Here is a 25,580-nt window from a genome sequence, read left to right as displayed (position 1 = left end):
GACCTACTTCCCGGTGCCGGGCTGCTTCGTCTTCTCGAAGGGCCCGGGCACCGGGAAGTACGCGTCGAGGAACGGCGTGATCAGATCCTTCTGCTCCGCGACGTTCTCCCCGGTGGACACGGTGTCGTTGACGCAGAAGACCGTCTTGTCCCGCCGGGCCAGCAGCCGGCCGAGGCGCGTCTCGGTCCACGGGTGGGTCAGGTCGATGTAGGTGTACGGCAGTTCCGACGGCACCGCCCGGCGGGTGGCGAAGGCGTAGTAGTGGTGCAGCGAGGAGGCGATGGAGATGTCGTCGACGCTGCGGAAGTGGCTGGACTCGGTCTGCCGGTACTCAGCGGCGAACTCCGCCTCGATCTCGGCGAGCACGCTGCGCCGCAGCGGGTGCGGCATGTGCTTCATCTTCTGCACCAGCACCGAGCCGTAGCGCTCCTCGATCAGCCGCCGGTTGTTCTTGCCCGCCGCCGCCACCGGCGGGTCCTCGACCGTGCGCTCGCCGAGCGGCACCAGCGCGGGTGAGGGGAAGAACTTGGTCAGGCCGTTGGCGAGGAAGAAGTCCTGCGGTGTGACCTCGTTGCCCAGCAGCACGTCGTCGTTGAAGTAGAGGAAGTGCTCGGACAGGCCTTCTATGTGGTGCAGTTGGCTCTCGATGGCGTGCGAGTTGAAGGTCGGCAGCGAGGCTGCCGAGCGGAAGATCTCCCGGTGGCTGACCACCTGGATGCCGGGGTGCTCGGCGTTCAGCCAGGCCGGCGTCTGGTCGTCGGTGACCAGGAAGACCTTGCGCACCCAGGGCGCGTACATGTGCAGCGAGCGCAGCGAGTAGCGCAGTTCGTCGCGGCTGAGGTAGCGGGCCGCGTTGGCGGCCTCCTCGTGGTAGCCCTCGCCGCTGAACTCCGCGCGGCGGCGCAGCCACGCGGGGTCGGAACCGTCGACCCAGGTGTAGACGACGTCCACCGGGAAGCGGACCTCGCCGGTGGTGTGGATCGCGAAGTGCTCGCGGGTGGGCACCTCGTGCAGCGGTCCCGCGCCGGTGTCGCGCGGCGCGAGGTCGGTGAAGAACGCCTCGGCGGCCTGGACGGGCTTGGAGTCGGCCGGGATGTCCTCGGCGAGCTTGCCGGGCCGCGGCGCGACCAGCCGGCCGTCCTCCTCGGTCCAGAACTCCACGTCGCAGCCGTAGCGGGTGCCCAGCGCGAGGCGGCCGTGCTCGTCGCTGCGGTACCAGGTCAGCCGGAAGACGCCGGCCTCAGCGACCTTGCGCCAGGCGGCCGGTTCGTAGCCGGGCAGCGACTCCTCGGGCACCGGGCTGTTGGCGGTGACCGGCGTCACGTAGCCGGGCTCCTCGGCGCACAGCGCGGTCAACGCGGCAAGCACTGCCTCCCGGTCGGCCTCGCGCACCGCGACCGCGGCGGCGGTCTCCGAGCGGCCGCGTACGCAGAAGTGGCTCAGGCCCGCGGCCTCCAGGCAGTCGAGCACCGTGTCCAGATTCGCCCGGCGGGCCGCCAGCGGGGTCACCCCGGGGATCACCAGCGCGACCTTGGGCTCCCTGCCGACGGTCATCACCAGCCGGTCCGGCCGGTCCACCAGTGCCTGGTGGCGCTTGCCGACCCGGGCGGCCCGGACCCGCTCGGCGGCGGCGGTGGCTCCGGCGATCCTGAGCTTCACCTGCTTGCGCAGATCCGAGTCGACGCGGGCCGCGATGGCCTTGCGGGCGCTTTCCGGCACGGCTCGTCGGTAGACCCCCAGCAGCCGGGGTGCCTCGGGATTACGCACGGCGGGCGACTCCTCATCGAACGACGGCCCCGGTGGGAGGCCGTCCGGCGGACCAGACACAGCCATCGAGGCCGACATCCCCAGTATGCCTTGCGTTCGCTGGGCGTCCTCATGCGGTCCATTTCACCGGCAGGTGATCATCACCACGGCCCGTGGTTCCCCTTGCACGGTGAATTCTTGGCACTACCATTCGGACAGCTTGCTGAACGTTCGCCGACCTCATAGCGCACACTCACCACAGCCGGTTGGCCCCGCCTACACTGACGCTCACATATGCGGCTCGGTTTCCAGCCGCCGCACCGCGTATTTGACGCACGGCGCCGAAAGTGACCTTCATGCGACTGTCGATCGTAGTTCCCTGCTACAACGAAGAAGCCGTCATCGAGCTCTTCGACCTGCGCATCAGGGAGACCCTTGACACGCTGGCCCTCGACTACGAGCTGTGTTACGTCGATGACGGCAGCAAGGACGGGACCCTCGAACGGCTCCGCGTGCTTGCCAAGAACAACCCGGGCAGCACCCGCTACGTCTCCTTCAGCCGGAACTTCGGCAAGGAGGCCGGCATGCTGGCGGGCCTGCGCGAGGCCACCGGCGACGCGGTCGTCCTGATGGACGCCGACCTCCAGCACCCGCCGGAGCTCATCGCCCGGATGCTGGAGCTCTACGACGTCGGCCACGACCAGGTGATCGCCCGCCGCACGCGCGAGGGCGACAAGAAGGTGCGCTCCGCCGTCAGCCGGCTCTACTACCGCATGATCAACAAGTGGGTCGACGTGGAACTCACCGACGGTGTCGGCGACTTCCGGCTGCTGTCGCGCCCCGCGGTGGACGCGCTGCTGTCGATGCCGGAGTACAACCGCTTCTCCAAGGGGCTTTTCTCCTGGATCGGCTTCGACACCGTCACCTTCGACTACCGCAACGCCGCCCGCGAGGCCGGCGAGACGAAGTGGCGCTTCGGGGCGCTGGTCAACTACGGCATGGACGGGCTGATCTCGTTCAACAACCGCCCGCTGCGGCTGGCGATCTACGCGGGCCTCGGCCTGGCGGGCCTGGCCGCGGTCTACGCGGCGGTGATCACCGTGCAGGCCTTCATCCAGGGGCCGACCTCGCCGGGCTACGTCACGCTGCTGGTCGCGATCACCGGCCTCGGCGGGCTGCAGATGATGATGCTGGGGCTGATCGGCGAGTACATCGGCCGCATCTACTACGAGACCAAGCGGCGCCCGCACTTCCTGGTCAAGGAGACGAACGCGCCACGGACCTTCCGGGTCGGCGACCAGGCCGGCGCACCCTCCCAGGAGGCGCAGATCCCGCAGGACTGGTCGGAGATCCGGTGAGCCCCGCGCTGCCCCGGCTCTCCCCGCAACTGCTGCAGATCGTCCGCTTCGCACTGGTCGGCGCCGTCAACACCGGGACCTTCTACGGCTTCTATCTGGCGCTGCACCCGTTGATGCCGTATTTCGCCGCGTATTCACTGGCGTTCGTGCTGAGCATGATCGGGTCGTTCTTCCTCAACACCTACTTCACTTATCGCACCCGCCCGACGTGGAAGAAGTTCTTTCTCTTCCCGCTGACGAACATCACGAACTACGTGGTGACCAGCATCGGCGTCTACGCCTTCGTGGAGTGGGTCGGCATGAACGACAAGATCGCCCCGCTGGTGGCCGCGGCCGCCGCGATCCCCTTCACGTACGTCCTGTCCCGCCGCATCCTGACCAAGGACACCCCGCCCGCCACGGCCTTCTGAGCCCGCGGACACGGCCGCGCCCCGGACCCCCAGCGGGGTCCGGGGCGCGGCCGTGTCGCGGGCCACCCGGTGGTTACTCGAACGGGTCGAAGCCGCGGTAGGCCTCGTCGGACTCGTCGCGCTCCGCCTGCTTGTCGCGGCGGCGGGTGACGGCCGCGCGGGGGGCGTCGAAACGGTGGTCCTCGCCGCGGCGGCCGAGCATCTCGGCGCCGGCGGCCATGGCGGGCTCCCAGTCGAAGACGACCGCGTCGTCGTCGGCGCCGATGGCGACCCCGTCACCGGGCTTGGCGCCGGCCTTGAGGAGTTCGGCCTCCACACCGAGGCGGTTGAGGCGGTCGGCGAGATAGCCGACGGCCTCGTCGTTGGTGAAGTCGGTCTGGCGGACCCAGCGTTCCGGCTTCTCGCCGCGGACGCGGAAGAGGTCGTCGTCCTCGGCGGTGACCGTGAAGCCCGCGTCGTCGACCGCCTGCGGGCGGATGACGACCCGGGTGGACTCCTGGACCGGCAGGGCAGCGCGCGTGTCGGCGACGATCTTCGCGAGGGCGTAGGACAGCTCCTTCAGGCCCTCGTGGGAGACCGCGGAGACCTCGAAGACCTGGTAGCCGCGGGACTCAAGCTCGGGCCTGATGATCTCGGCCAGGTCGCGGCCGTCGGGCACGTCGATCTTGTTGAGCACCACGATCCGCGGCCGGTCCTCCAGACCGGCGCCGTACGCCCGCAGCTCCGCCTCGATGACGTCCAGGTCGGTGGCGGGGTCGCGGTCGGACTCCAGCGTGGCGGTGTCCAGCACGTGCACCAGCACTGAGCAGCGCTCGACGTGCCGCAGGAACTCCAGGCCCAGACCCCGCCCTTCGCTGGCACCGGGGATCAGCCCGGGCACGTCGGCGATCGTGTAGACGGTCGAACCCGCCGTCACCACACCGAGGTTGGGCACCAGCGTGGTGAACGGGTAATCCGCGATCTTCGGCTTCGCCGCGGAGAGCACCGAGATCAGCGAGGACTTGCCCGCGCTGGGATAGCCCACCAGCGCCACATCCGCGACGGTCTTGAGTTCGAGCACCACATCCCGTGCGATGCCCGGCTCGCCGAGCAGCGCGAAGCCCGGCGCCTTGCGGCGGGCCGAGGCCAGCGCCGCGTTGCCCAGGCCGCCGCGGCCGCCCTGCCCCGCGACATACGTGGTGCCCTGGCCGACCAGGTCGGCCAGCACGTTGCCCTTCCTGTCCATCACGACCGTGCCGTCCGGCACCGGCAGCACCAGGTCGACGCCGTCCTTGCCCGACCGGTTGCCGCCCTCCCCCGGCTTGCCGTTGGTGGCCTTGCGGTGCGGGCTGTGGTGGTAGTCGAGCAGCGTCGTGACGTCCTGGTCGACCACCAGGATCACATCGCCGCCGCGGCCGCCGTTGCCGCCGTCGGGCCCGCCCAGCGGCTTGAACTTCTCCCGGTGCACGGAGGCGCAGCCATGGCCCCCGTTACCCGCGGCGACATGCAATTCGACGCGGTCCACGAAGGTGGTCATGGCGTTTCCTCCAGATACATACGGGTCTGCGCGCATTCACGCGCAGTCATAACACGCCGAGGGCGGCCCCGCTTCCCGTGTGCCGGGAAGCGGGTCCGCCCTCGGAAAGCTCTCAGCGTGCCGTTCAGGCAGCCGGAACGATGTTCACGACGCGGCGACCGCGCTTCGTGCCGAACTCGACCGCACCGGCGGACAGCGCGAACAGCGTGTCGTCCTTGCCGATGCCGACGCCCGAGCCGGGGTGGAAGTGCGTGCCGCGCTGGCGGACGATGATCTCACCGGCGTTGACGACCTGGCCGCCGAAGCGCTTCACGCCGAGCCGCTGAGCGTTGGAGTCGCGACCGTTCCGGGTGGACGATGCGCCCTTCTTGTGTGCCATCTCTCCTCAGTCCCTTACTTCGCAGCCGCGGCGGGGATGCCAGTGATCTTCAGCGCCGTGTACTGCTGGCGGTGACCCTGGCGACGGCGGTAACCGGTCTTGTTCTTGTAGCGCAGGATGTCGATCTTCTGGCCCTTGTGGTGGTCGACGATCTCGGCCTCGACCTTGATCCCGTCCAGCACCCACGGGTCGCTGGTGACGGCTTCGCCGTCCACCACGAGCAGCGTGGAGAGCTCGACGGCGTCGCCGACCTTGCCGGTGGGAATCTTGTCGACCTCGACGATGTCGCCGACGGCCACCTTGTGCTGGCGGCCACCGCTACGCACGATCGCGTACACGCTGAACTCACTCTCTGCTCGATTCGGACCCCTGATGCCAGCCGTCCCTCGTTTCACGCGGGGGGCCTCTCCCGGCGGACCGGGAGGAATTTGCTCAGGAGATGGGCGCAGAAACGCCGAAGCTCAACTTTACGTAGCGCCCCCACCCCGGTCAAATCCCCCGCCTCCCCTTCGGCAGGGGGTGCCCTTCCCCCGGCGCGGTGGTCGAGCGGCTCCCCCTCGGCAGGGGGTGCCCCCCAGGGGCGCGGGGAACTGCGCGACCAGCCGTCGACGGGGTGCAGGTCGCCACCGGGCGAAAGGGGCTGTTGCTGTCGCATCCGGACCACCGGCCGGTGGATGGCTGAGCGCGCAGTTCCCCGCGCCCCTGGGGGGTGGCCGTCCGCCCAGCCACGACGGCCCGTCGTGGCTGGGCGCTTCGTTCTCCCCCAGCGCTACGCCTGGGGGTACCCCCACGCGCCCCTGGGGTGGTGGCGGTCCGCTGCCGCACGACGGCGCGTCGTGGCTGGGCGCGCAGTTGCCCGCCCCTGAGGGGTGACGCTTGTGCGGCCCGCCCTCTCCGGGGCCTCCGGGGCCCCGCGGGTCGCGGCCCCCGCGGGGCCCCGGAGAGGGCGGGCCGCGGGGGCGCGGGGGGCTACTCCGCTGAGGTGGCGGCCTTCTTGGCCGCCGACTTCTTCGAGGCGGCCTTCTTCGCCGTCGTCTTCTTCGCCGCGACAGCCTTCTTGGCCGCCGCCTTCTTGGCGGGAGCCTTGCGGGCGGCAGCCCGCTTCTTCGGCTCGGCGGGGGCCGCAGCCTCCTCGGAGGGCGCCGCGGCCACCACGATCTCGGTGTCCTCGCCCGCCGCAGGCGACCCCGCCGGGGCGGTCACCTTACGGGTCGCACGCCGCCGCGTGCGAGCCGGCGGCTCGGTCGAGACCTCGGGCTCGGCCAGCACCTCCGCGGCGGCGACCGGCGCCTCGGCCGTGACGACCACGACGGCCGCCTCCTCGCCCGCCGCGGGCGAACCCGCGGGAGCTGTGGCCTTACGGGTCGCACGCCGCCGCGTGCGAGCCGGCGGCTCGGTGGAGACCTCGGGCAGCGGCGCCGCGGGCTCGGCCTCAGGTTCGACGTCGGGCTCGCTCACCGGGACGACGACGAAGGCCTGTTCGGTCTCGCCGCCCGCCGCGGCGGGCGCGCCCGCAGGCGCGGTCGCCTTGCGGGACCCCCGCCGCCGGTTGCGGCCACGGGACGGGCTCGCGGCGGCCTCCGCCTCCGCGGCGCTGCCGAACCACTCCTCCTCGGGGTCGCCGACCGCCGGGACCAGGTCGGACTCGCCGACCTCGATGGGTTCGAGCTCGGGCAGCTCCTCGGTCTCGTCCGCCTCGATCTCGACGTCGGCCACGTGCTCGTGCTCGTGCCCGAGGTCGCCGTTGCCGGCCTTGCCGCCGCGGCGCTTGCGCTTGCCGCCGCCACCGGTGGTGGTCGCCTGGTCCATGTGGACGATGACGCCGCGCCCGTTGCAGTGGACGCAGGTCTCGGAGAAGGACTCGAGCAGGCCCTGGCCGACCCGCTTGCGGGTCATCTGGACCAGGCCGAGCGAGGTGACCTCGGCCACCTGGTGCTTGGTGCGGTCCCGGCCCAGGCATTCGAGCAGCCGCCGCATGACCAGGTCGCGGTTGGACTCCAGGACCATGTCGATGAAGTCGACGACCACGATGCCGCCGAGGTCCCGCAGCCGCAGCTGGCGGACGATCTCCTCGGCCGCCTCCAGGTTGTTGCGGGTGACGGTCTCCTCCAGGTTGCCGCCCTGCCCGGTGAACTTGCCGGTGTTGACGTCGACCACGACCATCGCCTCGGTCTTGTCGATCACCAGCGAACCGCCGGACGGCAGCCACACCTTGCGGTCCAGCGCCTTGAGCAGCTGCTCGTCGATGCGGTACGTCGCGAAGACGTCCACCTCCGACGTCCAGCGGGAGAGCCGGTCGGCCAGGTCGGGCGCGACGTGGCTGACGTACTCGTGGATGGTGCTCCACGCCTCGTCGCCGCTGACGATGACCTTCGAGAAGTCCTCGTTGAAGATGTCCCTGACCACCCGGACGGTCATGTCGGGCTCGCCGTAGAGCAGCGTCGGCGCGTTGGAGCCGCCGCCGTTCTTGGCCTTGCGCTGGATGTCGTCCCACTGCGCCTGCAGGCGCTCGACGTCGCGGCGCAGCTCGTCCTCGCTGGCACCCTCGGCCGCGGTGCGGACGATGACGCCGGCGTCCTCGGGGACGATCTTCTTGAGGATCGTCTTGAGCCGGGCGCGCTCGGTGTCGGGCAGCTTGCGGCTGATGCCGGTCATCGAGCCCTCGGGCACGTAGACCAGGTAGCGGCCGGGCAGGCTGACCTGGCTGGTGAGCCGGGCGCCCTTGTGGCCGATCGGGTCCTTGGTGACCTGGACGAGCACCGGCTGGCCGGACTTGAGCGCGGACTCGATCCGGCGCGGGCCGCCGGACAGGCCGAGCGCCTCGAAGTTGACCTCGCCGGCGTAGAGCACGGCGTTGCGGCCCTTGCCGATGTCGACGAAGGCGGCCTCCATGGACGGCAGCACGTTCTGGACCTTGCCCAGGTAGACGTTGCCGACGTAGCTGGTGGCCTGCTCCTTGTTGACGTAGTGCTCGACGAGGACGTTGTCCTCCAGCACGCCGATCTGGGTGCGCTCGCCGTTCTGCCGCACCACCATGACGCGCTCGACCGCCTCGCGGCGGGCCAGGAACTCGGCCTCGGTGATGATCGGCACCCGGCGGCGGCCCTGCTCGCGGCCCTCGCGGCGGCGCTGCTTCTTCGCTTCGAGGCGGGTGGAGCCCTTGATGGACTGCACCTGGTCGGCGCCGGTGCCGAGCGGCTCCTGGCTCTGCCGCGGCTCGCGGACCTTGACGACCGTACGCTCCGGGTCGTCCACGTCCTGGCCGTGGGCGTCGTCCGCGCCGGAGTCGCCACCGCGGCGACGGCGACGGCGACGGCGACGGCTGCTGGTGCTGCCGCCGGAGCCGCCCTGCGGGTGGTCCTCGTCGTGCTCGTCGGCGGCCTCGGCGTCCTCGCCGTCCTGCGGCTCGTCCTCGTCCTCGTCGTCGCCGGACGCGGTCTCGTCCTGCTCGGCGGACTCGCCGCGGCGACGGCGACGGCCGCCACGACGGCGGCGCCGGGAGGAGGGACGGTCCTCGTCGTCCGCGTCGCTCTCCGCGTCGTCGCTCTCGTCGGCCTCGGCCTCGGTCTCGACCTCGGCGGCGCTCTCGGCGCCCCGCGCGGTCTCGGGCTCGGCCTCCACCGCGGCGCCGCCCCTGCGGCGGCGACGGCGGCGCGGGCCGCCGCCCTCGTGCTCGTCGGCCTCCGGCTCGGGCTCCGGCTCCGGCTCCGCGTCGCTCTCCTCGGTCACCGCGGGCGCGGGGGTGGGGGCGACGAAGACCGGCGGCTGGAAGACGGCCGTCGGCGGCTGCGCGGCCCGGCGGCGGCCGCGTGCGGGCGCCTCCTCGGTCCGTACTTCGAGCGTCACCGACTCGGCGGGGATGCCGAAGGCGTCGGCCAGCGCGATCGCGGCCTGTGCGGCGGCGTCCTCGGGCGTGGGGCCGTAGCCGCGGATCTCGTAGGCGTCGTCGACCTCGACGGCCCAGCCGTCGCCGTCCCGCAGCGCCTTGCCGGTGTAGGAGGTGCCCGGTGCGGCCGGGGCCGCGTCGCCGGAGCCGTCGTGCTGGGGCGCCAGCGCGCCGGGCTTCAGCCGCCGGGAGCCGTCGCCGCCGGGAGCGGAGAAGGTCGCGGCGGGTGCCGCCTTCTTCCGCGTCCGCCGCTGCCGCCCTGCGGGCGCGGCCTCCTCGGCGGGAGCGGCCGCAGCTGCGGGTGCCGTGGGGGCGGCCGCCTGGGGACGGGCCGGGGTCGCCTGCTCGTACGCGACAGCGGGCGAACCGGCCGGAGCCGTCGCCTTACGGGTGGCACGCCGACGGGCCCGCGACGGCGCCGCGTCGAACACGGCAGGCTCGTCCTCGACCGGCGCCGGGGCGGGCGCCGCAGCCTCGGCCACGGGCTCGTCGGAAACAGCGGGCGAACCGGCCGGAGCCGTCGCCTTACGCGTGGCACGCCGACGGGCCCGCGACGGCGCCGCGTCGGACACGGCAGGCTCGTCCTCGACCGGCGCGGGAGCCGGCGCCGCAGCCTCGGCCACGGGCTCGTCGGAAACAGCGGGCGAACCGGCCGGAGCCGTCGCCTTACGGGTCACGCGGCGACGGGCGGGTGCCGCCTCCGACGCGGCAGGCTCCTCGGCAGCGGGCGCCACCTGCGCAGCCGGAGCAGCCTCCTCCGCGGCAGTGGCCTTACGGGTCGCACGGCGACGCGGACGCGCCGGGGCGTCCTCGGCGGTCACGGCCTCGCCGGCGGGCTCCTCGGAAACGGCAGGAGAGCCGGCCGGAGCCGTCGCCTTACGCGTGGCACGACGACGGGCGGGTGCCGCCTCCGACGCGGCAGGCTCCTCGGCAGCGGGCGCCACCTGCGCAGCCGGAGCAGCCTCCTCCGCGGCAGTGGCCTTACGGGTCGCACGGCGACGCGGACGCGCCGGGGCGTCCTCGGCGGTCACGGCCTCGCCGGCGGGCTCCTCCGCGCCGGCGGCCGTCTTACGGGTCGCGCGGCGGCGCGGCGCCGCTGCCACGGAGGCCTCGTCGCCGGAGTCGGGTGCGGTGGGTTCGGCGGCCGCGGTCTTGCGCGTGCGGCGCCTGGCCGGGGCGGCCTCGGCCGCGTCGTTCGCGGCGGCGGTGTCGCCGTCGGAGGCCGCGCCGGCCGGGGGGCCGGCGGGGCGGGAGGCGGCGCGCCGGCGGCGGGCCGGAGCAGCTTCCGCGGGGGTCTCGCCGTTGGTGGGCTGAGGATCGGTCTGGTCGGGCATTCGGGCAGTGCTCCCGTCGTGCTCCCGGGCGCCGCGTCCAGGTCGGAGGTGGCAGCCGCTTGGATCGCGGGGCCGCCCTCCGGGGCGCGGGCGCCGCACGGGAGCTGCTGTGTCGCTCGTCGGCCGCCCGTGCGGGGACCGACGAAAGTCTCATGTGGTCAGCGGCGCCGGACCCGGGTGGCTCCCTGGTGCGTCGGCGACGCGTGACGACGTGGCTACGCGGAACCGGCGGGCACCGTCACGGCGTCGCGATCGGGCGCGAGCGGGTCGGTGACCGTCCCGGTGTCCTCGTCGAGCGGCCCCTGCGCCAGCCTGGTCACCGCTGCGGGGACCGGCGGCGCGAGGTCGGCCGTCGCATGGAGGCCGGACAGTACGTCGTCGGGTCGTACGGCAGGTGTCAGGTGCCGCACAACTAGCCGCAGTATCGCACAAGCGTGATCCTGCGGCCTATCGGCACCCTCGCGCGTGTCGCCGAGGACACCTTCACCGTCACCCTCGACGACCTCGAACCGCGTGACCGCGGCCCGGCAGTCGAAGGTGCGGATGCCGTTCTTGGTGCTGCGCTGTACTTCCACGGCGTCCGCGGCGAGGAAAGCCGCGACCGCCCGCCGGGCCTCGTCGGGCTCGACGCCGTCGAGCCTGAGCTGCCAGACCGACGCTTCGAGGCGTTCTGCCAGGCCCGAGGTGCGGGCCTCGACCGCCTCGATGACGTCCAGGCCAGCCGGCAGCGACTCGTCCAGCAGGACCCGCAGCAGTTCCGGGTCGCGGAACTGCGCCAGGCCGATCTCCAGATACTCCGCCTCGCTGCCGACACCGGTGGGTGCCGCGTTCGCGTAGGACACCTTCGGGTGCGGGGTGAAGCCCGCGGAGTACGCCATGGGCACCTCGGCGCGGCGCAGGGCCCGCTCGAAGGCACGCTGGAAATCGCGGTGGCTGGTGAACCGGAGGCGGCCTCGCTTGGTGTAGCGCAAACGGATGCGCTGCACCGTCGGTGCGGGCGGCGGGCCTTCGGGCTGTCGCTTGCCCAGTGTCGTTCAGTCCCTACATGCGAATCGGGTGCGTCGTCCCGTCCAAGGTTACGCCGCGCCGCAGGGCCCCGTGGCCGTCCCCGGTCAGCGGTGCGACGGTGGCGTGCGCCGCTCGCCGCCGCCGAGCCCGAAGTCCTTGCGCGGGTCGGGGCGCCGCGGCACCGGAGCGGGGGCCGGGGAGGGCGGTTCATACGCCGCCGGTGCCGGTGCGGGTGGGGTTACGGGTGCCGGCTCGGGGGCTCGCGGAGGTGCGGGCCGCCGCTGGGGCGGGCGGCGGTGCGGTGGCGCCGGCGGCGGGCGATGCGCCGGCGCCGGCCCGCCGAGCAGGGCACGGCGCACGGTCCGCCGCACCCCGGCGACGGCTTCCGCGGCCGGCCGCCAGAGCGCCCGCCGGAACCAGCGCAGCGCCGGACCGAAGGTCCAGCTCCACACCCACGCCACCGGGAGGGCGATGAGCACCCGGCCGGTCCAGGCCAGCGCCCGGCCGACCGCCCGCAGCACATACGACGTGACGCGCCAGGCGAGGGCCAGCGCCGCCCCCACCTCCCGGGCGACGGGTACGACGACCCGGCGCCACAGGAAGATGCCGGGCACCACCAGGAGGTAGTGCACCAGGTAGGCCGCCCCCGTCCCGATCGCGCGGACCAGCGGGACGATCACCGCGCACCCGATCGGCGCGAGCACGTAACGCCACAGGACGACGATCGGCCAGACCACGAGGTAGCGGCACAGGAAGCGCAGCGCGATGCCGACCGGGACGAGGACGTAGCGGTGGAGGGTGACCAGCGGCCACACGACCAGGTAGCGCCACACGAACGCCAGCGGCGGCGCCAGGACGTGCCGCCACACCCAGCGGAAGGCGGTGCCGCCCGCGCGGCCTGCCACAGCCAGCACTTCCCACAGCAGGCGCAGCGGGATGACGACGACGAACGCGACGACGCGTATGGGGAGCCTTATCGCGGCGGCCAGGCAGCCGTCCCCACCCTGTCCTTCCGGCGCCGGGCGCCGGGCCTCCCCCTGTTGACCCATGGCCAGAACCTAACGGAGCTGCGTGGCCTGGTTGTTGCTGGGTGCCCTGCCGGGCGGCGGGGACGTGGCTCAGGAGCGGCGCAGGCCGACCAGGCCGGTGAGGAAGCGGTCGAGCTGCTCGGCGAAGGGCGGCCAGGGTGTGTCGCAGCGGTTGATGCGCATCGACATGCTGCCGTGGACGGCCGCCATCAGGTCGAGGGCGGCGGCCCGCGCGTCGGGGCCGGGGGCGAGGCCGGCGTCGACGCAACGCTGGACGGCGGTCACGCAGCTCTCCTTGAAGTCCCGCTTGAAGCGCATCTCGACCCGCTGGTTGATGGTGCTCTCGTACAGCACCTTGTAGAGCCCGGCGTGCTCCTGCGCCCACGTGCCCAGCAGCAGCGTCCTGGCGCGGAGCGCGTCGGCGGGGTCGGCAGCGGAGGCCTCCGCGGCCTGCATCGCGCGCATGATGTCCAGGTGGCACTGTTCGAGCGTGGCGAGCACCAGCGCGTCGCGGTCGTCGAAGTGCAGGTAGACCGAGGTGGCGGCGATGCCGACCTCGCGGGCCACCGCCCGCAGCGACAGCGCCTGGTCGTCCGCGAGCACGTCCAGCATGTGGGTCGCCGTCCTGATGATGTCGGCTCGCAGCCGCTCGCCCTGGCCGCGCGGGTTGTTGCGGCTGCGGGCTCCGCTCCGGCGTGGAGTGGTGGCATCCATGATTCCGATTGTATGGGCACAACCCGTAGGACTACAGTCGTAGCCCTACGGCCGTTCGGTCAGAGCAATACCGTGGAGGCGCCCCGTGGACCACAGCTTGGACATGCCCGGCGAGGCACCGGTGGACACCCTCACGTACCACCAGGGCTGGGATGAGTTCCCGGAGTTGACCGACCGCGAGAAGGTCGTGATGTGCGTCGTCGCCGACATCTGCCGGCAGACGCTTGGCATGCCGTTCGAGTCGCAGGGCACGATGGGGCTCACCCACGGCGTGTCCGGTGACGCGTTGCGCGAACTGCTCATCTTCCAGGGCGGTTACATCTCCCTGCAGCGTCATCTGTACGCGGGAGCCGGTCAGTTGACCGTCCGGGAGCGGATCTTCGGCTCGCTGACCGCGGACGTCCTGCACGGCGTGCTCGAAGGGGCGTTCACCGTCCATGTCTCCCGCGCGCTGGCCATCGGTGCGACAGCTGACGACGTGCGGGCCGTCATCCGCTTCTCCGGCCAGTTCGGGGCGGCCGAGGCATGGCGCGGGCTGCGCGCCGCCGAGCCGCTGCTCGCCGGGGACGCCGGCGTGGCGGACCCCTTCGTCGCCTGACGTCCGCGCACCGGACCGCCAAGCACCACCACCACGGCGCCACCGTAGGGTGAAGGGCAGGCCGTGCGGCGGGAGATGAGGTCGGGGATGATCAGCGAGCCGGAGATGGACGGCACGGGCGACACGGGCCAGGACGTGGACATGGTGAGCCACACCGACCGGCCGCCGCTGCTCGGGCGGTTCACGGCCAAGCCCTGGATATGGGCGCTGGGCGCGGCCGTCGTGACCTCGGCGGTGTGGGCCGGGGTCCTGCGGGGCACCGGATTCGGGCACACCGCGGCGCCCGACCTGCACGGCTACCACCTCGACGAGAGTCCCAGCCCCTGCACCAACCTGCGCATGCAGCCGCTGGCGGGCGACCTGGGCGCCACATCGTTCGGCCAGACCACACCGCAGATCACCAGGAGCGCCGCCCTCGACCGCGTCAGCTGCGAGCTGATCGGCTCGGTGACCCGCGACGACGGCTGGATGACGACGTACACGATGGCCGTCACCGTCGACCTGCACAAGAAGACCGACCCCTCCACGGAGTTCGAGGCGCTCAGCACCTCCCAGGTCTCCTCCCCCACCGGCAACGGCAGCGGCGTCGTCGTCTCCTTCGTGGACGACCACGCCATGACCACCCACCCTCAGGGCCTCGGCGACGAGGCGAAACTCATCACCGGCGACTACCAGCAGTCGCTGTACGTACGGCACGGCGGCGCCGTCTTCTCGCTGACCCTCCGCGGCATCAAGGAGTGGGACACCGGCAGCGGAAAGCCGCCCATCGACCCCGCGGGCAACGCACCGCTGCCGGTCGTCGCGGACACCGCCGCCTTCCGCAAGGACCTCGCGCCGACCGTACGCACCGTCATGCGCGCGATGGCGCAGCAGCCGTCCGCGTCCTGACCCGCGCGCCTGCGGCCGGCCCGCGGGGCGCCCGTACGGCGGAACGCGCCGGCGCCGGCGGGCGGGGCGCGGCCTGATACCCGGTGCGTACGGGGATCGTGGGGAGATGACACCCCCGTGCGAAGGGCGGCACCGTGTCGGACAGTCCGGGCCTCAGCACAGCACGTGACCGGCCACGGGTGCCGTTGCAGCGCCTGCTGTTCGGCGGCGTGTACGGCACCGTGCTCGCCAGCTCCCTCGCCTCCGCCCTCGACCACGACAACGGCCAGCCCAACGCGGGCTACGACGCGCTGTGGATCCTGGTCGCGGCACTGGCGGCCGCCGCGGCGCACGGTTACGCGCATGCCATCGCGCACTGGAAGGCCGGCGGGAAGCGGGCCACCGTGGAGAGCGTCAGGTCGGTGTTCGCCGAGTGGCCGCTGGTCGCCGCCGCCCTGCCCACGGTGGCCGCCGTGCTGGGCGCCGCCGCCGGGTGGTGGAGCGAGGAAGGCGCCGTCGACGTCGCCCTGGTCGTCAACACCGCGGCCCTCTTCGGCTGGGGACTGCTCGCGGCCCGGTCCGCGGGCCAGGGCTGGGGGTCCGCCTGCCGGGTCGGCATGGTGGACGTCCTGCTCGGCCTGTTCATCGTGAGCGCCAACGCCCTGACCCACTGACCCGGCGCCACGCCCCGGTCAGCGCCGCGGCTCCGGCAGCATGAGGCCCAGCGCCAGCGCGATCGGCGGCACCACGCAGAGCGCCGCGAGGGCACCGCGCGGTCCGTGCGCGTCGGCCACCAGCCCGAGCACCGGCGCGAGCAGCCCGCCGACACTGACGGCCAGCCCCAGGGTCACGCCCGCCGCGGTGCCCGGCCGGGTGGGCAGGTAGTCCTGGCCGAGCTTGACCAGCACCGCGAACGGCAGGTTCAGCGCGACACCGGTCAGCACCGCGAAGAGCAGCGGCACCACGCTGCCCGGCGCGAGCAGCAGTCCCCCCAGCATCGGCAGCACCAGCGCGGCGCCGATCTGCACCGTCCGCACCATCCCCAGCCGGTCCGCCAGGCGGCCCCCCAGCAGCGTGCCGCCGACACCCCCGGCCAGGAAGAAGGTGAGCGCGGCGCCCGCCAGCAGGCGGGACGCGTGCAGGTGGCGGATCCAGTACAGCTCGATGAAGGTGTTCACGCCGAAGAACGCCACCGACCGCACCACCTCCACGCAGGTCAGCACCGCGAACGGCCGCCACCTGTCCTGCCCGCCGGCCGGCCCGCCCACCGGCGCAGGCGCCGGCCGGCGCCGCTGGTGGCGCAGCAGGGCGAACGCCGTCAGCACCGCCGGCGGGATGAACAGCGCCGTCGACCCCACGCCCCAGGCGATCAGCGCGGGCGTGGCCAGCGCGGGCGCCAGGAAGAAGCCGACGCTGCCGCCCGCCGCGAAGACGCTCATCGCCGCCGCGCTGTCGCCCGCCGACTCGCGCGCGGCCTTGCCCGCGGCGGGGTGGAACATCGCCACGCCCAGCCCGGACAGCAGGATCAGGCACCACACCGCCGCGTACGACGGCATGAGCCCGGACAGCCCGAGGCCGAGACCGGCCAGCGTCACGCCCGCGGCGGCCAGCCAGCGCAGCGCCAGCCGGTCCACCGCCACCCCGACGAAGGGCTGCGGCACCGAACTGCCCAGCGTGGCGGCCAGCGTCAGGCCCGAGGCGGCGACGTAGCTGTAGTGCCGGTCGAGGACGAAGTAGGGCACCGCGGCAGGCACCAGGCCCTGGTAGAGGTCGTCGACGGCGTGCGCGACACCCCACAGCCGCATCCGGCGCCAGATCCCCGGCGCGGGCGCGGGGGTGGTCGTGGACTCTGCGGGGTCGGTGACGTGGGTCATGGTGCCAGCCTGGCGGGCCGCACCGGGCGCCGGCCATCGGTAGTCTGCCTCATCATGTCGCCAACCCGCCAACCTCACCGGCCGCCCGCGCCGCCCCCCTGGCAACCCGCGGCCGGCGAGCCGGTCCGCAGGCACCCGCTGGACGGGCCCGACAACCTCGCCTTGGCGCACCGCGAGCGCGTCGAGTGGCACCTGCACGACGAGCACCAGCTCATCCACCCCAGCCAGGGCGTGCTGCGGATCTTCACCTCAGCCGGCTCCTGGGTCGTGCCGCCGCACCGGGCGGTCTGGGTGCCGGCCGGTGTCGCCCACGCCCACCAGGCACACGGACCCACCCGGATGCGCACGCTCGCGTTCACCGGCACGCCCGGCCCGCTGCGTACCGACCGGCCCACCGTCCTGGCGGTCGGGCCGCTGCTGCGCGAGGTCGTCGTCGCCCTCACCGACGAGACGGCGGCGGCCTCGCGTACCCCCCGGCAGCGCCGGACGCTGGAGCAGGTCGCCGTCGACGAGCTGCGCCAGGTCGACGCGCTGCCGCTGCTGCTGCCCGCCCCGGCGGACGACCGGCTCCGGGCGGTGGCCGCGCTGCTGCACGACGACCCGGCCGACCCGCGCTCGCTGGGCGAACTTGGCGCGGCCGTCGGCGCCAGCGAACGCACGCTCAGCCGGCTCTTCCGCCGCGAGATGGGCCTGAGCTTCCCGCAGTGGCGCGCCCAACTGCGGCTGCACCACTCGCTGATGCTGCTGGCCGCGGGCACCTCGGTGACCGCGACGGCCACCGCCTGCGGCTACGCCCACACCAGCGCCTTCATCGAGGCCTTCCGCCACGCCTTCGGCACCACCCCGGGCCGCCACCGCCGGCCGGACCCGGCCTGAGGATCAGGCGCCCGGAGTGCTGCCGGCGTTCATCACCGTGAGCGGGAGCAGCTTCTTGCCCGTCGGGCCGATCTGGATGTCGAGGTCCAACTGGGGGCAGACGCCGCAGTCGAAGCAGGGCGTCCAGCGGCAGTCGTCGACCTCGGTCTCGTCCAGCGCGTCCTGCCAGTCCTCCCACAGCCAGTCCTTGTCCAGGCCCGAGTCGAGGTGGTCCCAGGGCAGCACCTCCTCGGCGGTGCGCTCCCGGGTGGTGTACCAGGCCAGGTCGAGGCCCTCGGCGGGCAGCGTGCCGGCGCAGGCCTGCACCCAGCGGTCGTACGAGAAGTGCTCGCGCCAGCCGTCGAAGCGGCCGCCGTCCTCGTAGACCGCGCGGATGACGGCGCCGACGCGGCGGTCGCCACGGGAGAGCAGGCCCTCGATGATGCCGGGCTTTCCGTCGTGGTAGCGGAAGCCGATGTTGCGGCCGTACTTGCGGTCGCCGCGGATCGCGTCGCGGAGCTTCTCCAGCCGCGCGTCGGTCTCCTCGACGCCGAGCTGCGGCGCCCACTGGAAGGGGGTGTGCGGCTTGGGGACGAAGCCGCCGATCGAGACGGTGCAGCGGATGTCGTTCTGCCCGGTGACCTCACGGCCCTTGGCGATGACCTTCTTCGCCATCTCGGCGATCTGCAGGACGTCCTCGTCGGTCTCGGTGGGCAGCCCGCACATGAAGTACAGCTTCACCTGGCGCCAGCCGTTGCCGTACGCGGTGGCGACGGTACGGATCAGGTCCTCTTCCGAGACCATCTTGTTGATGACCTTGCGGATGCGCTCCGAGCCGCCCTCAGGGGCGAACGTCAGGCCGGAGCGGCGGCCGTTGCGGGTCAGCTCGTTGGCCAGGTCGATGTTGAAGGCGTCGACCCGGGTGGACGGCAGCGACAGGCCGATCTTGTCTTCCTCGTAGCGGTCGGCGAGGCCCTTGGCGACGTCGGCGATCTCCGAGTGGTCGGCGGACGACAGCGACAGCAGGCCGACCTCCTCGAAACCGGTCGCCTTCAGGCCCGCCTCGACCATCTCGCCGATGCCGGTGATCGAGCGTTCCCGCACCGGACGGGTGATCATGCCGGCCTGGCAGAAGCGGCAGCCGCGGGTGCAGCCGCGGAAGATCTCCACCGACATCCGCTCGTGCACGGTCTCCGCGAGCGGGACCAGCGGCTGCTTGGGGTAGGGCCACTCGTCCAGGTCCATCACGGTGTGCTTGGACACCCGCCACGGCACGCCGCTGCGGTTCGGCACCACCCGGGCGATGCGGCCGTCGGCGAGGTATTCGACGTCGTAGAAGCGCGGCACGTATACCCCGCCGGTCCGCGCCAGCCGCAGCAGCACCTCGTCGCGGCCGCCGGGGCGGCCCTCGGCCTTCCAGCCGCGGATGACGTCGGTCATCTCCAGCACGGCCTGCTCGCCGTCGCCGATGACGGCCGCGTCGATGAAGTCGGCGATCGGCTCGGGGTTGAAGGCTGCGTGGCCGCCGGCCAGCACGATCGGGTCGTCCAGGGTGCGGTCGGCCGCGCGCAGCGGGATGCCCGCCAGGTCGAGGGCGGTCAGCATGTTCGTGTAGCCCAGCTCGGTGGAGAAGCTCAGGCCGAAGACGTCGAAGGCGCGGACGGGGCGGTGCGCGTCGACGGTGAACTGCGGCACGCCGTGCTCGCGCATCAGCGCTTCCAGGTCGGGCCAGACGCTGTACGTCCGCTCGGCGAGCACGCCTTCGCGCTCGTTGAGCACCTCGTAGAGGATCATGACGCCCTGGTTGGGCAGCCCGACCTCGTACGCGTCCGGGTACATCAGCGCCCACCGCACGTCGGTGGCGTCCCACTCCTTGACGGTGGAGTTCAGCTCCCCGCCCACGTACTGGATCGGCTTCTGGACGTGCGGGAGGAGTGCTTCCAAGCGCGGGAAGACCGACTCGACAGGCATCTCGGCGACTTTCATCAGCTGGCGGTGAGCGCCCGTGGGCCGGTGGCCCCCGGGATGGGTGACCCTCAAGACTACCCGGACCCTCAGAGCTCCTGATCCGCGCGCTCCCAGGCCTCCGGCAGCGCCGCCTCGACGTCGGCGGCCCGCTGCTGCTCGGCGCGGATCAGGGCGTCGTAGGGTGCCGGGTCCTCCCCCGCGGCCCGCGCGCCGGCCGCGGCGCCGGTCAGCGCCTCCCGGCTCAGCACGCTGTCCTGGTGCTCGCCGAGCAGTTGCTGCAGCTTCTTCATCCGGCTCGTGTGCGCTTTCGCGGGGGCGCCAAGCACCGGGCGGACGGCCTCGCCGGAATAGCGGGCGCGCTTGGCGGACTTGCGCGCCTCGTGCAGCGCGACGTCCTTCTCCTCGCCGGGCTCCAGCGCCAGCGCCTCCTCGATGCGGCGCCGCAGCCGCGCCATGTCCCGCCCCACGGTCGCGCGGGCGGCCTCCGCGCCGGGCTTGCGGGCGCCGCGGCGGTACGGCGGCGCGGCGATCAGCGCTTCGAGGGCGTCGAGCAGGGCGAAGTAGCGGGCGCTGCCGAGCGCACGCAGCAGGGTCTCGCGCGACTCGGTCGACGTGCGCGCCGCCAGGGCCTGGACCCGGTCCCGTACGGCGTCGGTGACCGCGGCTGCATCGGCGCCCGGCTCGCCGGCCAGCTCGTCCAGGAGCGCGGCCAGCCGCTCAGCGAGCACCTCCCGGTCGCGCTCGGCGCCGAGGACCGCGGCCAGCCATTTCAGCTCGGCGCCCAGCGGGTCGGTGACCTCGCGGTCCAGCTCCTTGCGGAAGCTCTTGAGCGCGCTGCGGGCCCTGCGGGTGGCGACCCGCATCTGGTGGACGGCGTCCTCCTCGTCCCTGCGGACGGCCGGGTCGAGCGCCAGGATCGCGGCGAGCTGGTCGTGCAGGTAGCCGGTGGCGGTGCCGCCGGCGCTGCCCGGCACCGCGGGCGGGCCGGCCGGCGGGGCGACCAGCATGCCGCCGAGCGCGTGGGCCAGCTTCGACGCCGAGGCCGAGCGCTGGAGGCCGGCCGCGAGGAGCCGCTCCTCGGCGGCGTCGAGCAGCGCCGGGTCGCCTGCGGCGGCCTCGCCGAGCTCCACCTCGACCTCGGTCCACTCCGAGGCCGGGCCCTCCGGGAGGACCTGGGACTTCACCCGGTCGTAGGCGACCTCGGCCAGGGTGGCGCCGTCGGCGTCCAGCAGCAGTACGCGGCGCCGCGACGTCGTGAGCCGCACGACCGGTTGCAGGGCGCGGCCGCGTACGAGCGCGGCGACGTCGTCGAGCAGTTCCTGCGGCGGGCCGTCCGCCGCGGGGGTCAGCGGGGCCTGCACCTCGGTGCGGGTGTCCGCTTGCGCGGCGGGCAGTTTCAGGTGCCAGCCGGCGTCGTCACCGCCGGTACGCCGCCGGAGCGTCACCTTGTGCGCGGCGAGCGCGAGGCCGGCGGTGTCGTAGTACACCGCCTCCAGCCGTACGGCGTCCAGCGCTCTCGACCCGGCGGTCAGCCCGGCGAAATCGGCCCTCACGGTGGCGGCTTCGCCGCCACCGTCGTACTTCCGCTCGGTCTCGCGCACGCGCTTACCCATACTCCGACCGTACCCCTCCCGGGGGGCCACCCCTCCTGCGACGACCCCCTGCGCCCGCCAAGCCCCCCGGGGAGCGCGCGTCGCCACCTCCCCAAAGCGCCCACATGCCGCCGCCCCGGACCACCAGCCGGCGGCGGGCTGGGCGCGCCGTTCCCCGCGCCCCCAGGGGTCCCCCCTCTCCGGAAGATCCCAGCCCCCCAGGGGCGCGAGGAACTGCGCGACCAACCCCCACCGAGCCAGCGGGTCGCCACCGACCCAAAGGGGCAGTCTCTGCCGCCCCCGGACCACCGGCCGGTGGTGGGTTGCGCGCGCAAGAAAAGACCCGCCCCGGAGGGGCTAGGCAGACATGGGGCGTTGCATCTTCACCGATTGGAGCAGCCCTATGGCCACACAGTTGGCGAACATGGACGATCCCCCGTAGGACACAAAGGGCAGTGGGATCCCCGCTACCGGCATGATGCCCAGCGTCATGCCGATGTTCTCGAAGGCCTGGAAGGCGAACCACGCCACGATCCCGGCGGCCACTATCGTGCCGTAGAGGTCGGTCGCGCCGCGGGCGATGGCGCAGCCGCGCCAGAGGATGACGCCGATCAGCAGGATGATGAAGGCCGCGCCGACGAAGCCGAGTTCCTCGCCGGCGACGGAGAAGACGAAGTCGGTCTGCTGCTCGGGCACGAACTGCCCGGTGGTCTGGCTGCCGTGGAAGAGGCCCTTGCCGAGCAGGCCGCCGGAGCCGATGGCGATCCTGGCCTGGCTGGTGTTGTAGCCGACCCCGGAGGGGTCGAGAGCGGGGTTGGCGAAGGCGGCGAAGCGGTCGATCTGGTACTTGTCGAGGATGCCGAGCTGCCAGACGAGCAGCGCGCCGCCGATGCCGGAGGCGATCAGGCCGACGACCCAGCGGTTGGACGCGCCGGAGGCGAGCAGGACGCCGAGCACGATCGCGCCGAGCACCATCACCGAGCCGAGGTCCGGCATCAGCATGATGATGCCGATGGGCAGCACGGCCAGGCCGAGGGACTGCAGGACGGTGCGGTGGTCGGGGTGTTCGCGGTCGCCCGCGTCGACCCGGGCGGACAGCACCACCGCCATGCCGAGGATGATCGCGACCTTGACGAACTCCGACGGCTGGAGCGAGAAGCCGCCGCCGATGACGATCCAGGAGTGCGCGCCGTTGACGGTGGAGCCGAGCGGGCTGAGCACGGCGAGGATGCCGAGGATGGCCAGGGCGTAGTAGAAGGGCACCACGTCCCGCATCCTGCGGTGGCCGATCACGACGGCGCCGATGCCGAGCCCGGCGCCGATACCGGCGTTCATCAGGTGCCGCAGCAGGAAGTAGTACTGGTCGCCGTGGGTGAGGCTGGTGCGGTTGCGGGTCGCGGAGTACACGAGAAGCGTGCCGATGCCGCACAGCAGCAGCGCGGCGAAGAGCAGCAGCCAGTCCATCCGGCGCACTATCGAGTCGCGCGCGAGGAGCTTGCCGAGAGCCGACTTCTCCGGGGTGAAGCGGCGGATGGTGGTGTAGCCGTTGGCGCTCATGACCAGTACCGCCTGCCCAGCAGGAGCTTCTCCGGCCGTCCTGGGGCGAGCGCGGCGAGCGCCTGGGTGCTGCCGCCGCCGGTGCGCGGGCCGGTGGGCTCGGGCACGAAGAGGTCCTCGGACGGCGGGACGACGTACGACGCCGGGCTGGCGACCCCGTCCGAGGAGATCTTCGGCAGCGAGGTCAGCGGCTTCGGCATGATCCCCTTCTTGGGGTCGATCGTGGCGGTGTCCTTCTTGATGCCGTACATCGCCTCGTAGATCCGCCGGACGGCCTCGCCCGAGGCGCCGGAGCCGGTGCCGCCCTGGGAGATCGTCATGACGATCGTGTAGTCCTTGGTGTAGGTGTCGAACCAGGACGTGGTCTGCTTGCCCTCGACCTCCGCGGTACCGGTCTTGGCGTGCAGCGGGATCTTGTTCTGCGGCCAGCCGCCGAACTTCCAGTCGGCGGTGCCTTCGGTGACGACGCCTGCCAGGGCCTTGTCGATGTACTTCAGCGTGGCCTTGGTGTCGGGCAGCTTGCCTGACACCTTGGGCTTGATCGGCGTGACGGTCCTGCCGTCGGCGCTGACCACGGCCTTGCCGACGCTCGGCTGGTAGAGGGTGCCGCCGTTGGCGAGCGCCGCGTAGACCCGGGCCATCTGCACCGGGGTGACGAGGGTGTCGCCCTGGCCGATCGCGTAGTTGACCGAGTCACCGGCGCGGATGACGTTGTGGTCGGCGCACTTCTCGACGGAGATCTGGACTTCGAAGCTCTTCTGCTTGTCGTTCTTGTGCGCCGCGGCGGTCCGGCACCAGTAGCCCTGCATCATGTCGTTGTAGTCGGAGGCCCACTTGCGGTCGGGCACCCGGCCGGTGACCTCGCCGGGCAGGTCGACACCGGTCTTGGCACCCAGGCCGAACTGGTGGGCGGTCTTGAAGAACCAGTCCTTGGGGTGCTTGGGGTTGGTCGCCCCGTCCTTCTTCCACTCGTTGTACGCGATGCCGTAGAAGACGGTGTCGCAGGAGACTTCGAGGGCGCGGCCGAGGGAGATGTCGCCGAAGCTCTCGTTCTCGAAGTTCTTGAACTCCCGGTTGCCGATCTCCATCGAGGAGGTGCAGGGGTAGTTGCCGTCCGGCGGGTAGCCGGCGTTGATCGCGGCGCTGGTGGAGACCACCTTGAAGGTGGAGCCCGGTGCGGACTGGCCCTGGATGGCGCGGTTCAGCAGCGGGGTGTCGGACTTCTTGTCCATCAGCGCCTTGTACGCCTTCTCCGAGATGCCGCCGACCCACTCGTTGGGGTCGTAGGTCGGCAGGCTCGCCATGGCGATGATCTCTCCGGTGTGGTTGTCCATCACGACCGCTGCGCCGGAGTCCGCCTTGTAGTTCTCGTGGGAGACGGTGTCGAAGGTCTTGCGCGCGGCGACCATCGCGCCGTTGAGCTCCTTCTCGGTGACCGCCTGGACCCGGGCGTCGATGCTGGTGACCAGGTCGCTGCCGGGCTCGGCCGGGGTGTCGCCGGCCTTGCCGATGACCCGGCCGAGGTTGTCCACCTCGTAGCGGGTGACGCCGGCGGTGCCGCGCATCTGCTGGTCGTAGACGCTCTCCAGGCCCGAGCGGCCGATCTGGTCCGAGCGCAGCAGCGGCGTGCTGGTCTTCTCCGAGTCGCTGACCTCGGCGTCGGTGACCGGGCCGAGGTAGCCGAGCACCTGGGCGGCGTTCGACTTGTACGGGGCGGCGTAGCGGCGTACCGCGGTGGGCTCGGCGGTGACGCCGGGGAAGTCCTCGCGGCGCTCCATGATCTGCAGGGCCTGCTGGGTGGTGGCCGAGTCGGTGATCGGGATGGGCTGGTAGGGCGAACCGTTCCAGCACGGCTTGGGCGTCTCGGCGTCGCACAGCCGGACCTTGTCGATGACCTCCTGGGGCTTCATGCCCAGCACGCCGGCCAGCCTGGTCAGCACGGCGGTGCCGTCGTCGGCCTGCTTGAGCAGGTCGGTGCGGCTGGCCGAGACGACCAGCTTGGTCTCGTTGTCGGCCATCGGCACGCCGCGGTCGTCGAGGATCGAGCCGCGTACGGCGGGGGTGACGACCTGCTGGATGTGGTTGTTGGCGGCCTTCTGGTCGTACTGCTGGCCGTTGCGGATCTGCAGGAACCACAGCCGGCCGCCGAGGGTCAGCAGCAGGGACACGACCAGGACCTGCAGGATGACCAGCCGGATGGTGATCCGGGTGGTCCTGCCGGTCTCCGGGATGTTGCCGTTCATCGCCTGACCCCCCTGGCCATCGAGGTGACCTTGACCGTCCTTCCGGCGCGCCCGAACAGGCCGGCGCGCTGCGGGGAGATACCGGTTCTCAGCCGGCTGCGGCTGCTGCCGTAGCCACCGGTGGAGTCCTCGGACATCGGGTCGTGGTCGAAGCGGCGGGCCATCGCCATCACCAGCGGCACCACGAAGGGCGCGAGCAGCAGGTCGTAGATCGTGGCGGTGAAGACCAGCTTGGCCAGGCCGACATGGGCGCCCGCGGTGTCGCCGACCAGGCTGCCGACGGCCGCGTAGAGCACGGTGGTGCCGATGGCGGCGCCGATGACGACGAGCATCGGGCCCGCGGCGGTACGCAGCCGGCCGCTCTCCGGCTTGAACAGGCCCGCCACGTAGCCGATGACGCACAGCACCAGGGCGTACCGGCCGACCGCGTGGTCGGCGGGCGGTGCCAGGTCGGCGAGCAGTCCGGCGAAGAAGCCGATCAGGCAGCCGGCGACGTGGCCGTAGGTGATGGCGAGTCCCAGCACGGTCAGCAGCAGCAGGTCGGGCACCGCGCCCGGCAGATGGAGCCGGGCCAGCACGCTGACCTGGGCGACCATCGCGAAGACCACCAGGACGGTGGGGAGCAGGATCCGGTTCAGACGCATGGG

Annotated in this window: 20 protein-coding genes; 6 read left to right on the top strand and 14 right to left on the bottom strand. The window is 72.5% G+C overall.

The features are described from left to right. Positions 1-3 precede the first annotated feature (3 nt). Entirely contained in the window at positions 4-1,767 is a 1,764-nt protein-coding gene (locus OG702_RS24800) for a stealth family protein (protein ID WP_327291139.1), read from the bottom strand. 335 nt (positions 1,768-2,102) lie between these two features. Between OG702_RS24800 and OG702_RS24795 the strand changes: the two genes are divergently transcribed. Together OG702_RS24795 and OG702_RS24790 are read left to right on the top strand one after the other, a co-directional pair. Beyond that, complete coding sequence (locus OG702_RS24795; RefSeq protein WP_327291138.1) at positions 2,103-3,104, top strand: glycosyltransferase family 2 protein; 1,002 nt, start codon at positions 2,103-2,105, stop codon at positions 3,102-3,104. Next, a complete protein-coding gene (locus OG702_RS24790; protein ID WP_327291137.1) occupies positions 3,101-3,514 on the top strand; it encodes a GtrA family protein in 414 nt (137 codons plus the stop codon). The genes OG702_RS24795 and OG702_RS24790 overlap by 4 nt, the downstream gene beginning before the upstream one ends. Before the next feature lie 73 nt (positions 3,515-3,587). On the opposite strand, the gene obgE is transcribed toward OG702_RS24790, so the two are convergent. The 7 genes from obgE to OG702_RS24755 all read right to left on the bottom strand — a co-directional run bounded on the left by obgE (position 3,588) and on the right by OG702_RS24755 (position 13,379). Next, a complete protein-coding gene (gene obgE, locus OG702_RS24785; RefSeq protein ID WP_327291136.1) occupies positions 3,588-5,030 on the bottom strand; it encodes a GTPase ObgE in 1,443 nt (480 codons plus the stop codon). A gap of 124 nt (positions 5,031-5,154) precedes the next feature. Beyond that, entirely contained in the window at positions 5,155-5,409 is a 255-nt protein-coding gene (gene rpmA / locus OG702_RS24780) for a 50S ribosomal protein L27 (RefSeq protein ID WP_031514533.1), read from the bottom strand. A gap of 14 nt (positions 5,410-5,423) precedes the next feature. Next, complete coding sequence (gene rplU / locus OG702_RS24775) at positions 5,424-5,747, bottom strand: 50S ribosomal protein L21 (protein WP_327291135.1); 324 nt, start codon at positions 5,745-5,747, stop codon at positions 5,424-5,426. A 631-nt stretch (positions 5,748-6,378) separates the two neighbouring features. Further along, positions 6,379-10,629: an Rne/Rng family ribonuclease gene (locus OG702_RS24770; RefSeq protein ID WP_327291134.1), complete on the bottom strand. Its 4,251-nt coding sequence runs from the start codon at positions 10,627-10,629 to the stop codon at positions 6,379-6,381. A 215-nt stretch (positions 10,630-10,844) separates the two neighbouring features. After that, a complete protein-coding gene (locus OG702_RS24765; RefSeq protein WP_327291133.1) occupies positions 10,845-11,615 on the bottom strand; it encodes a TIGR03936 family radical SAM-associated protein in 771 nt (256 codons plus the stop codon). A gap of 126 nt (positions 11,616-11,741) precedes the next feature. Beyond that, on the bottom strand, positions 11,742-12,686 hold the full coding sequence (locus OG702_RS24760; RefSeq protein WP_327291132.1) for a hypothetical protein: 945 nt from the start codon (positions 12,684-12,686) through the stop codon (positions 11,742-11,744). 69 nt (positions 12,687-12,755) lie between these two features. Beyond that, positions 12,756-13,379 (bottom strand): TetR/AcrR family transcriptional regulator, encoded by a 624-nt coding sequence (locus tag OG702_RS24755; RefSeq protein WP_327291131.1) that lies wholly within the window; start codon positions 13,377-13,379, stop codon positions 12,756-12,758. Between the two features lie 85 nt (positions 13,380-13,464). Between OG702_RS24755 and OG702_RS24750 the strand changes: the two genes are divergently transcribed. The 3 genes from OG702_RS24750 to OG702_RS24740 all read left to right on the top strand — a co-directional run bounded on the left by OG702_RS24750 (position 13,465) and on the right by OG702_RS24740 (position 15,518). Next, entirely contained in the window at positions 13,465-13,977 is a 513-nt protein-coding gene (locus OG702_RS24750; RefSeq protein ID WP_327291130.1) for a carboxymuconolactone decarboxylase family protein, read from the top strand. Positions 13,978-14,064: 87 nt separating this feature from the next. Continuing rightward, positions 14,065-14,865: a hypothetical protein gene (locus tag OG702_RS24745; RefSeq protein WP_327291128.1), complete on the top strand. Its 801-nt coding sequence runs from the start codon at positions 14,065-14,067 to the stop codon at positions 14,863-14,865. Positions 14,866-14,999: 134 nt separating this feature from the next. Beyond that, entirely contained in the window at positions 15,000-15,518 is a 519-nt protein-coding gene (locus OG702_RS24740; RefSeq protein WP_327291127.1) for a hypothetical protein, read from the top strand. Positions 15,519-15,536: 18 nt separating this feature from the next. Here the strand turns inward: OG702_RS24740 and OG702_RS24735 are convergent, their stop codons facing one another. Then, positions 15,537-16,718 carry an MFS transporter gene (locus OG702_RS24735; RefSeq protein WP_327291126.1) on the bottom strand — a complete coding sequence of 394 codons (1,182 nt, stop codon included), beginning with the start codon at positions 16,716-16,718 and terminating at the stop codon, positions 15,537-15,539. A gap of 54 nt (positions 16,719-16,772) precedes the next feature. On the opposite strand from OG702_RS24735, the gene OG702_RS24730 reads away from it, so the two are divergent. Beyond that, positions 16,773-17,594, top strand: a complete 822-nt coding sequence (locus tag OG702_RS24730; protein WP_327291125.1) for an AraC family transcriptional regulator — start codon at positions 16,773-16,775, stop codon at positions 17,592-17,594. Between the two features lie 3 nt (positions 17,595-17,597). Here the strand turns inward: OG702_RS24730 and OG702_RS24725 are convergent, their stop codons facing one another. The 5 genes from OG702_RS24725 to mreD form a co-directional block, all read right to left on the bottom strand. After that, on the bottom strand, positions 17,598-19,544 hold the full coding sequence (locus OG702_RS24725; protein ID WP_327291124.1) for a TIGR03960 family B12-binding radical SAM protein: 1,947 nt from the start codon (positions 19,542-19,544) through the stop codon (positions 17,598-17,600). 83 nt (positions 19,545-19,627) lie between these two features. Further along, positions 19,628-21,154: a CYTH and CHAD domain-containing protein gene (locus OG702_RS24720; protein WP_327291123.1), complete on the bottom strand. Its 1,527-nt coding sequence runs from the start codon at positions 21,152-21,154 to the stop codon at positions 19,628-19,630. A 336-nt stretch (positions 21,155-21,490) separates the two neighbouring features. Continuing rightward, the gene (rodA, locus tag OG702_RS24715; protein ID WP_327291122.1) at positions 21,491-22,690 is read right to left on the bottom strand and encodes a rod shape-determining protein RodA; all 1,200 of its coding nucleotides are present in this window, start codon (positions 22,688-22,690) and stop codon (positions 21,491-21,493) included. After that, a complete protein-coding gene (mrdA, locus tag OG702_RS24710) occupies positions 22,687-24,933 on the bottom strand; it encodes a penicillin-binding protein 2 (RefSeq protein WP_327291121.1) in 2,247 nt (748 codons plus the stop codon). Before mrdA ends, rodA begins: the two co-directional genes overlap by 4 nt. After that, entirely contained in the window at positions 24,930-25,577 is a 648-nt protein-coding gene (gene mreD, locus OG702_RS24705) for a rod shape-determining protein MreD (RefSeq protein ID WP_327291120.1), read from the bottom strand. Before mreD ends, mrdA begins: the two co-directional genes overlap by 4 nt. Between the last annotated feature and the right edge of the window lie 3 nt (positions 25,578-25,580).

The sequence above is a fragment of the Streptomyces sp. NBC_01198 genome (genome assembly GCF_036010485.1).
Classification (GTDB): Bacteria; Actinomycetota; Actinomycetes; order Streptomycetales; family Streptomycetaceae; genus Actinacidiphila.
The sequence above is the reverse complement of the archived record's forward strand: the minus strand, read 5'-3'. Positions and strand labels throughout refer to the sequence as shown.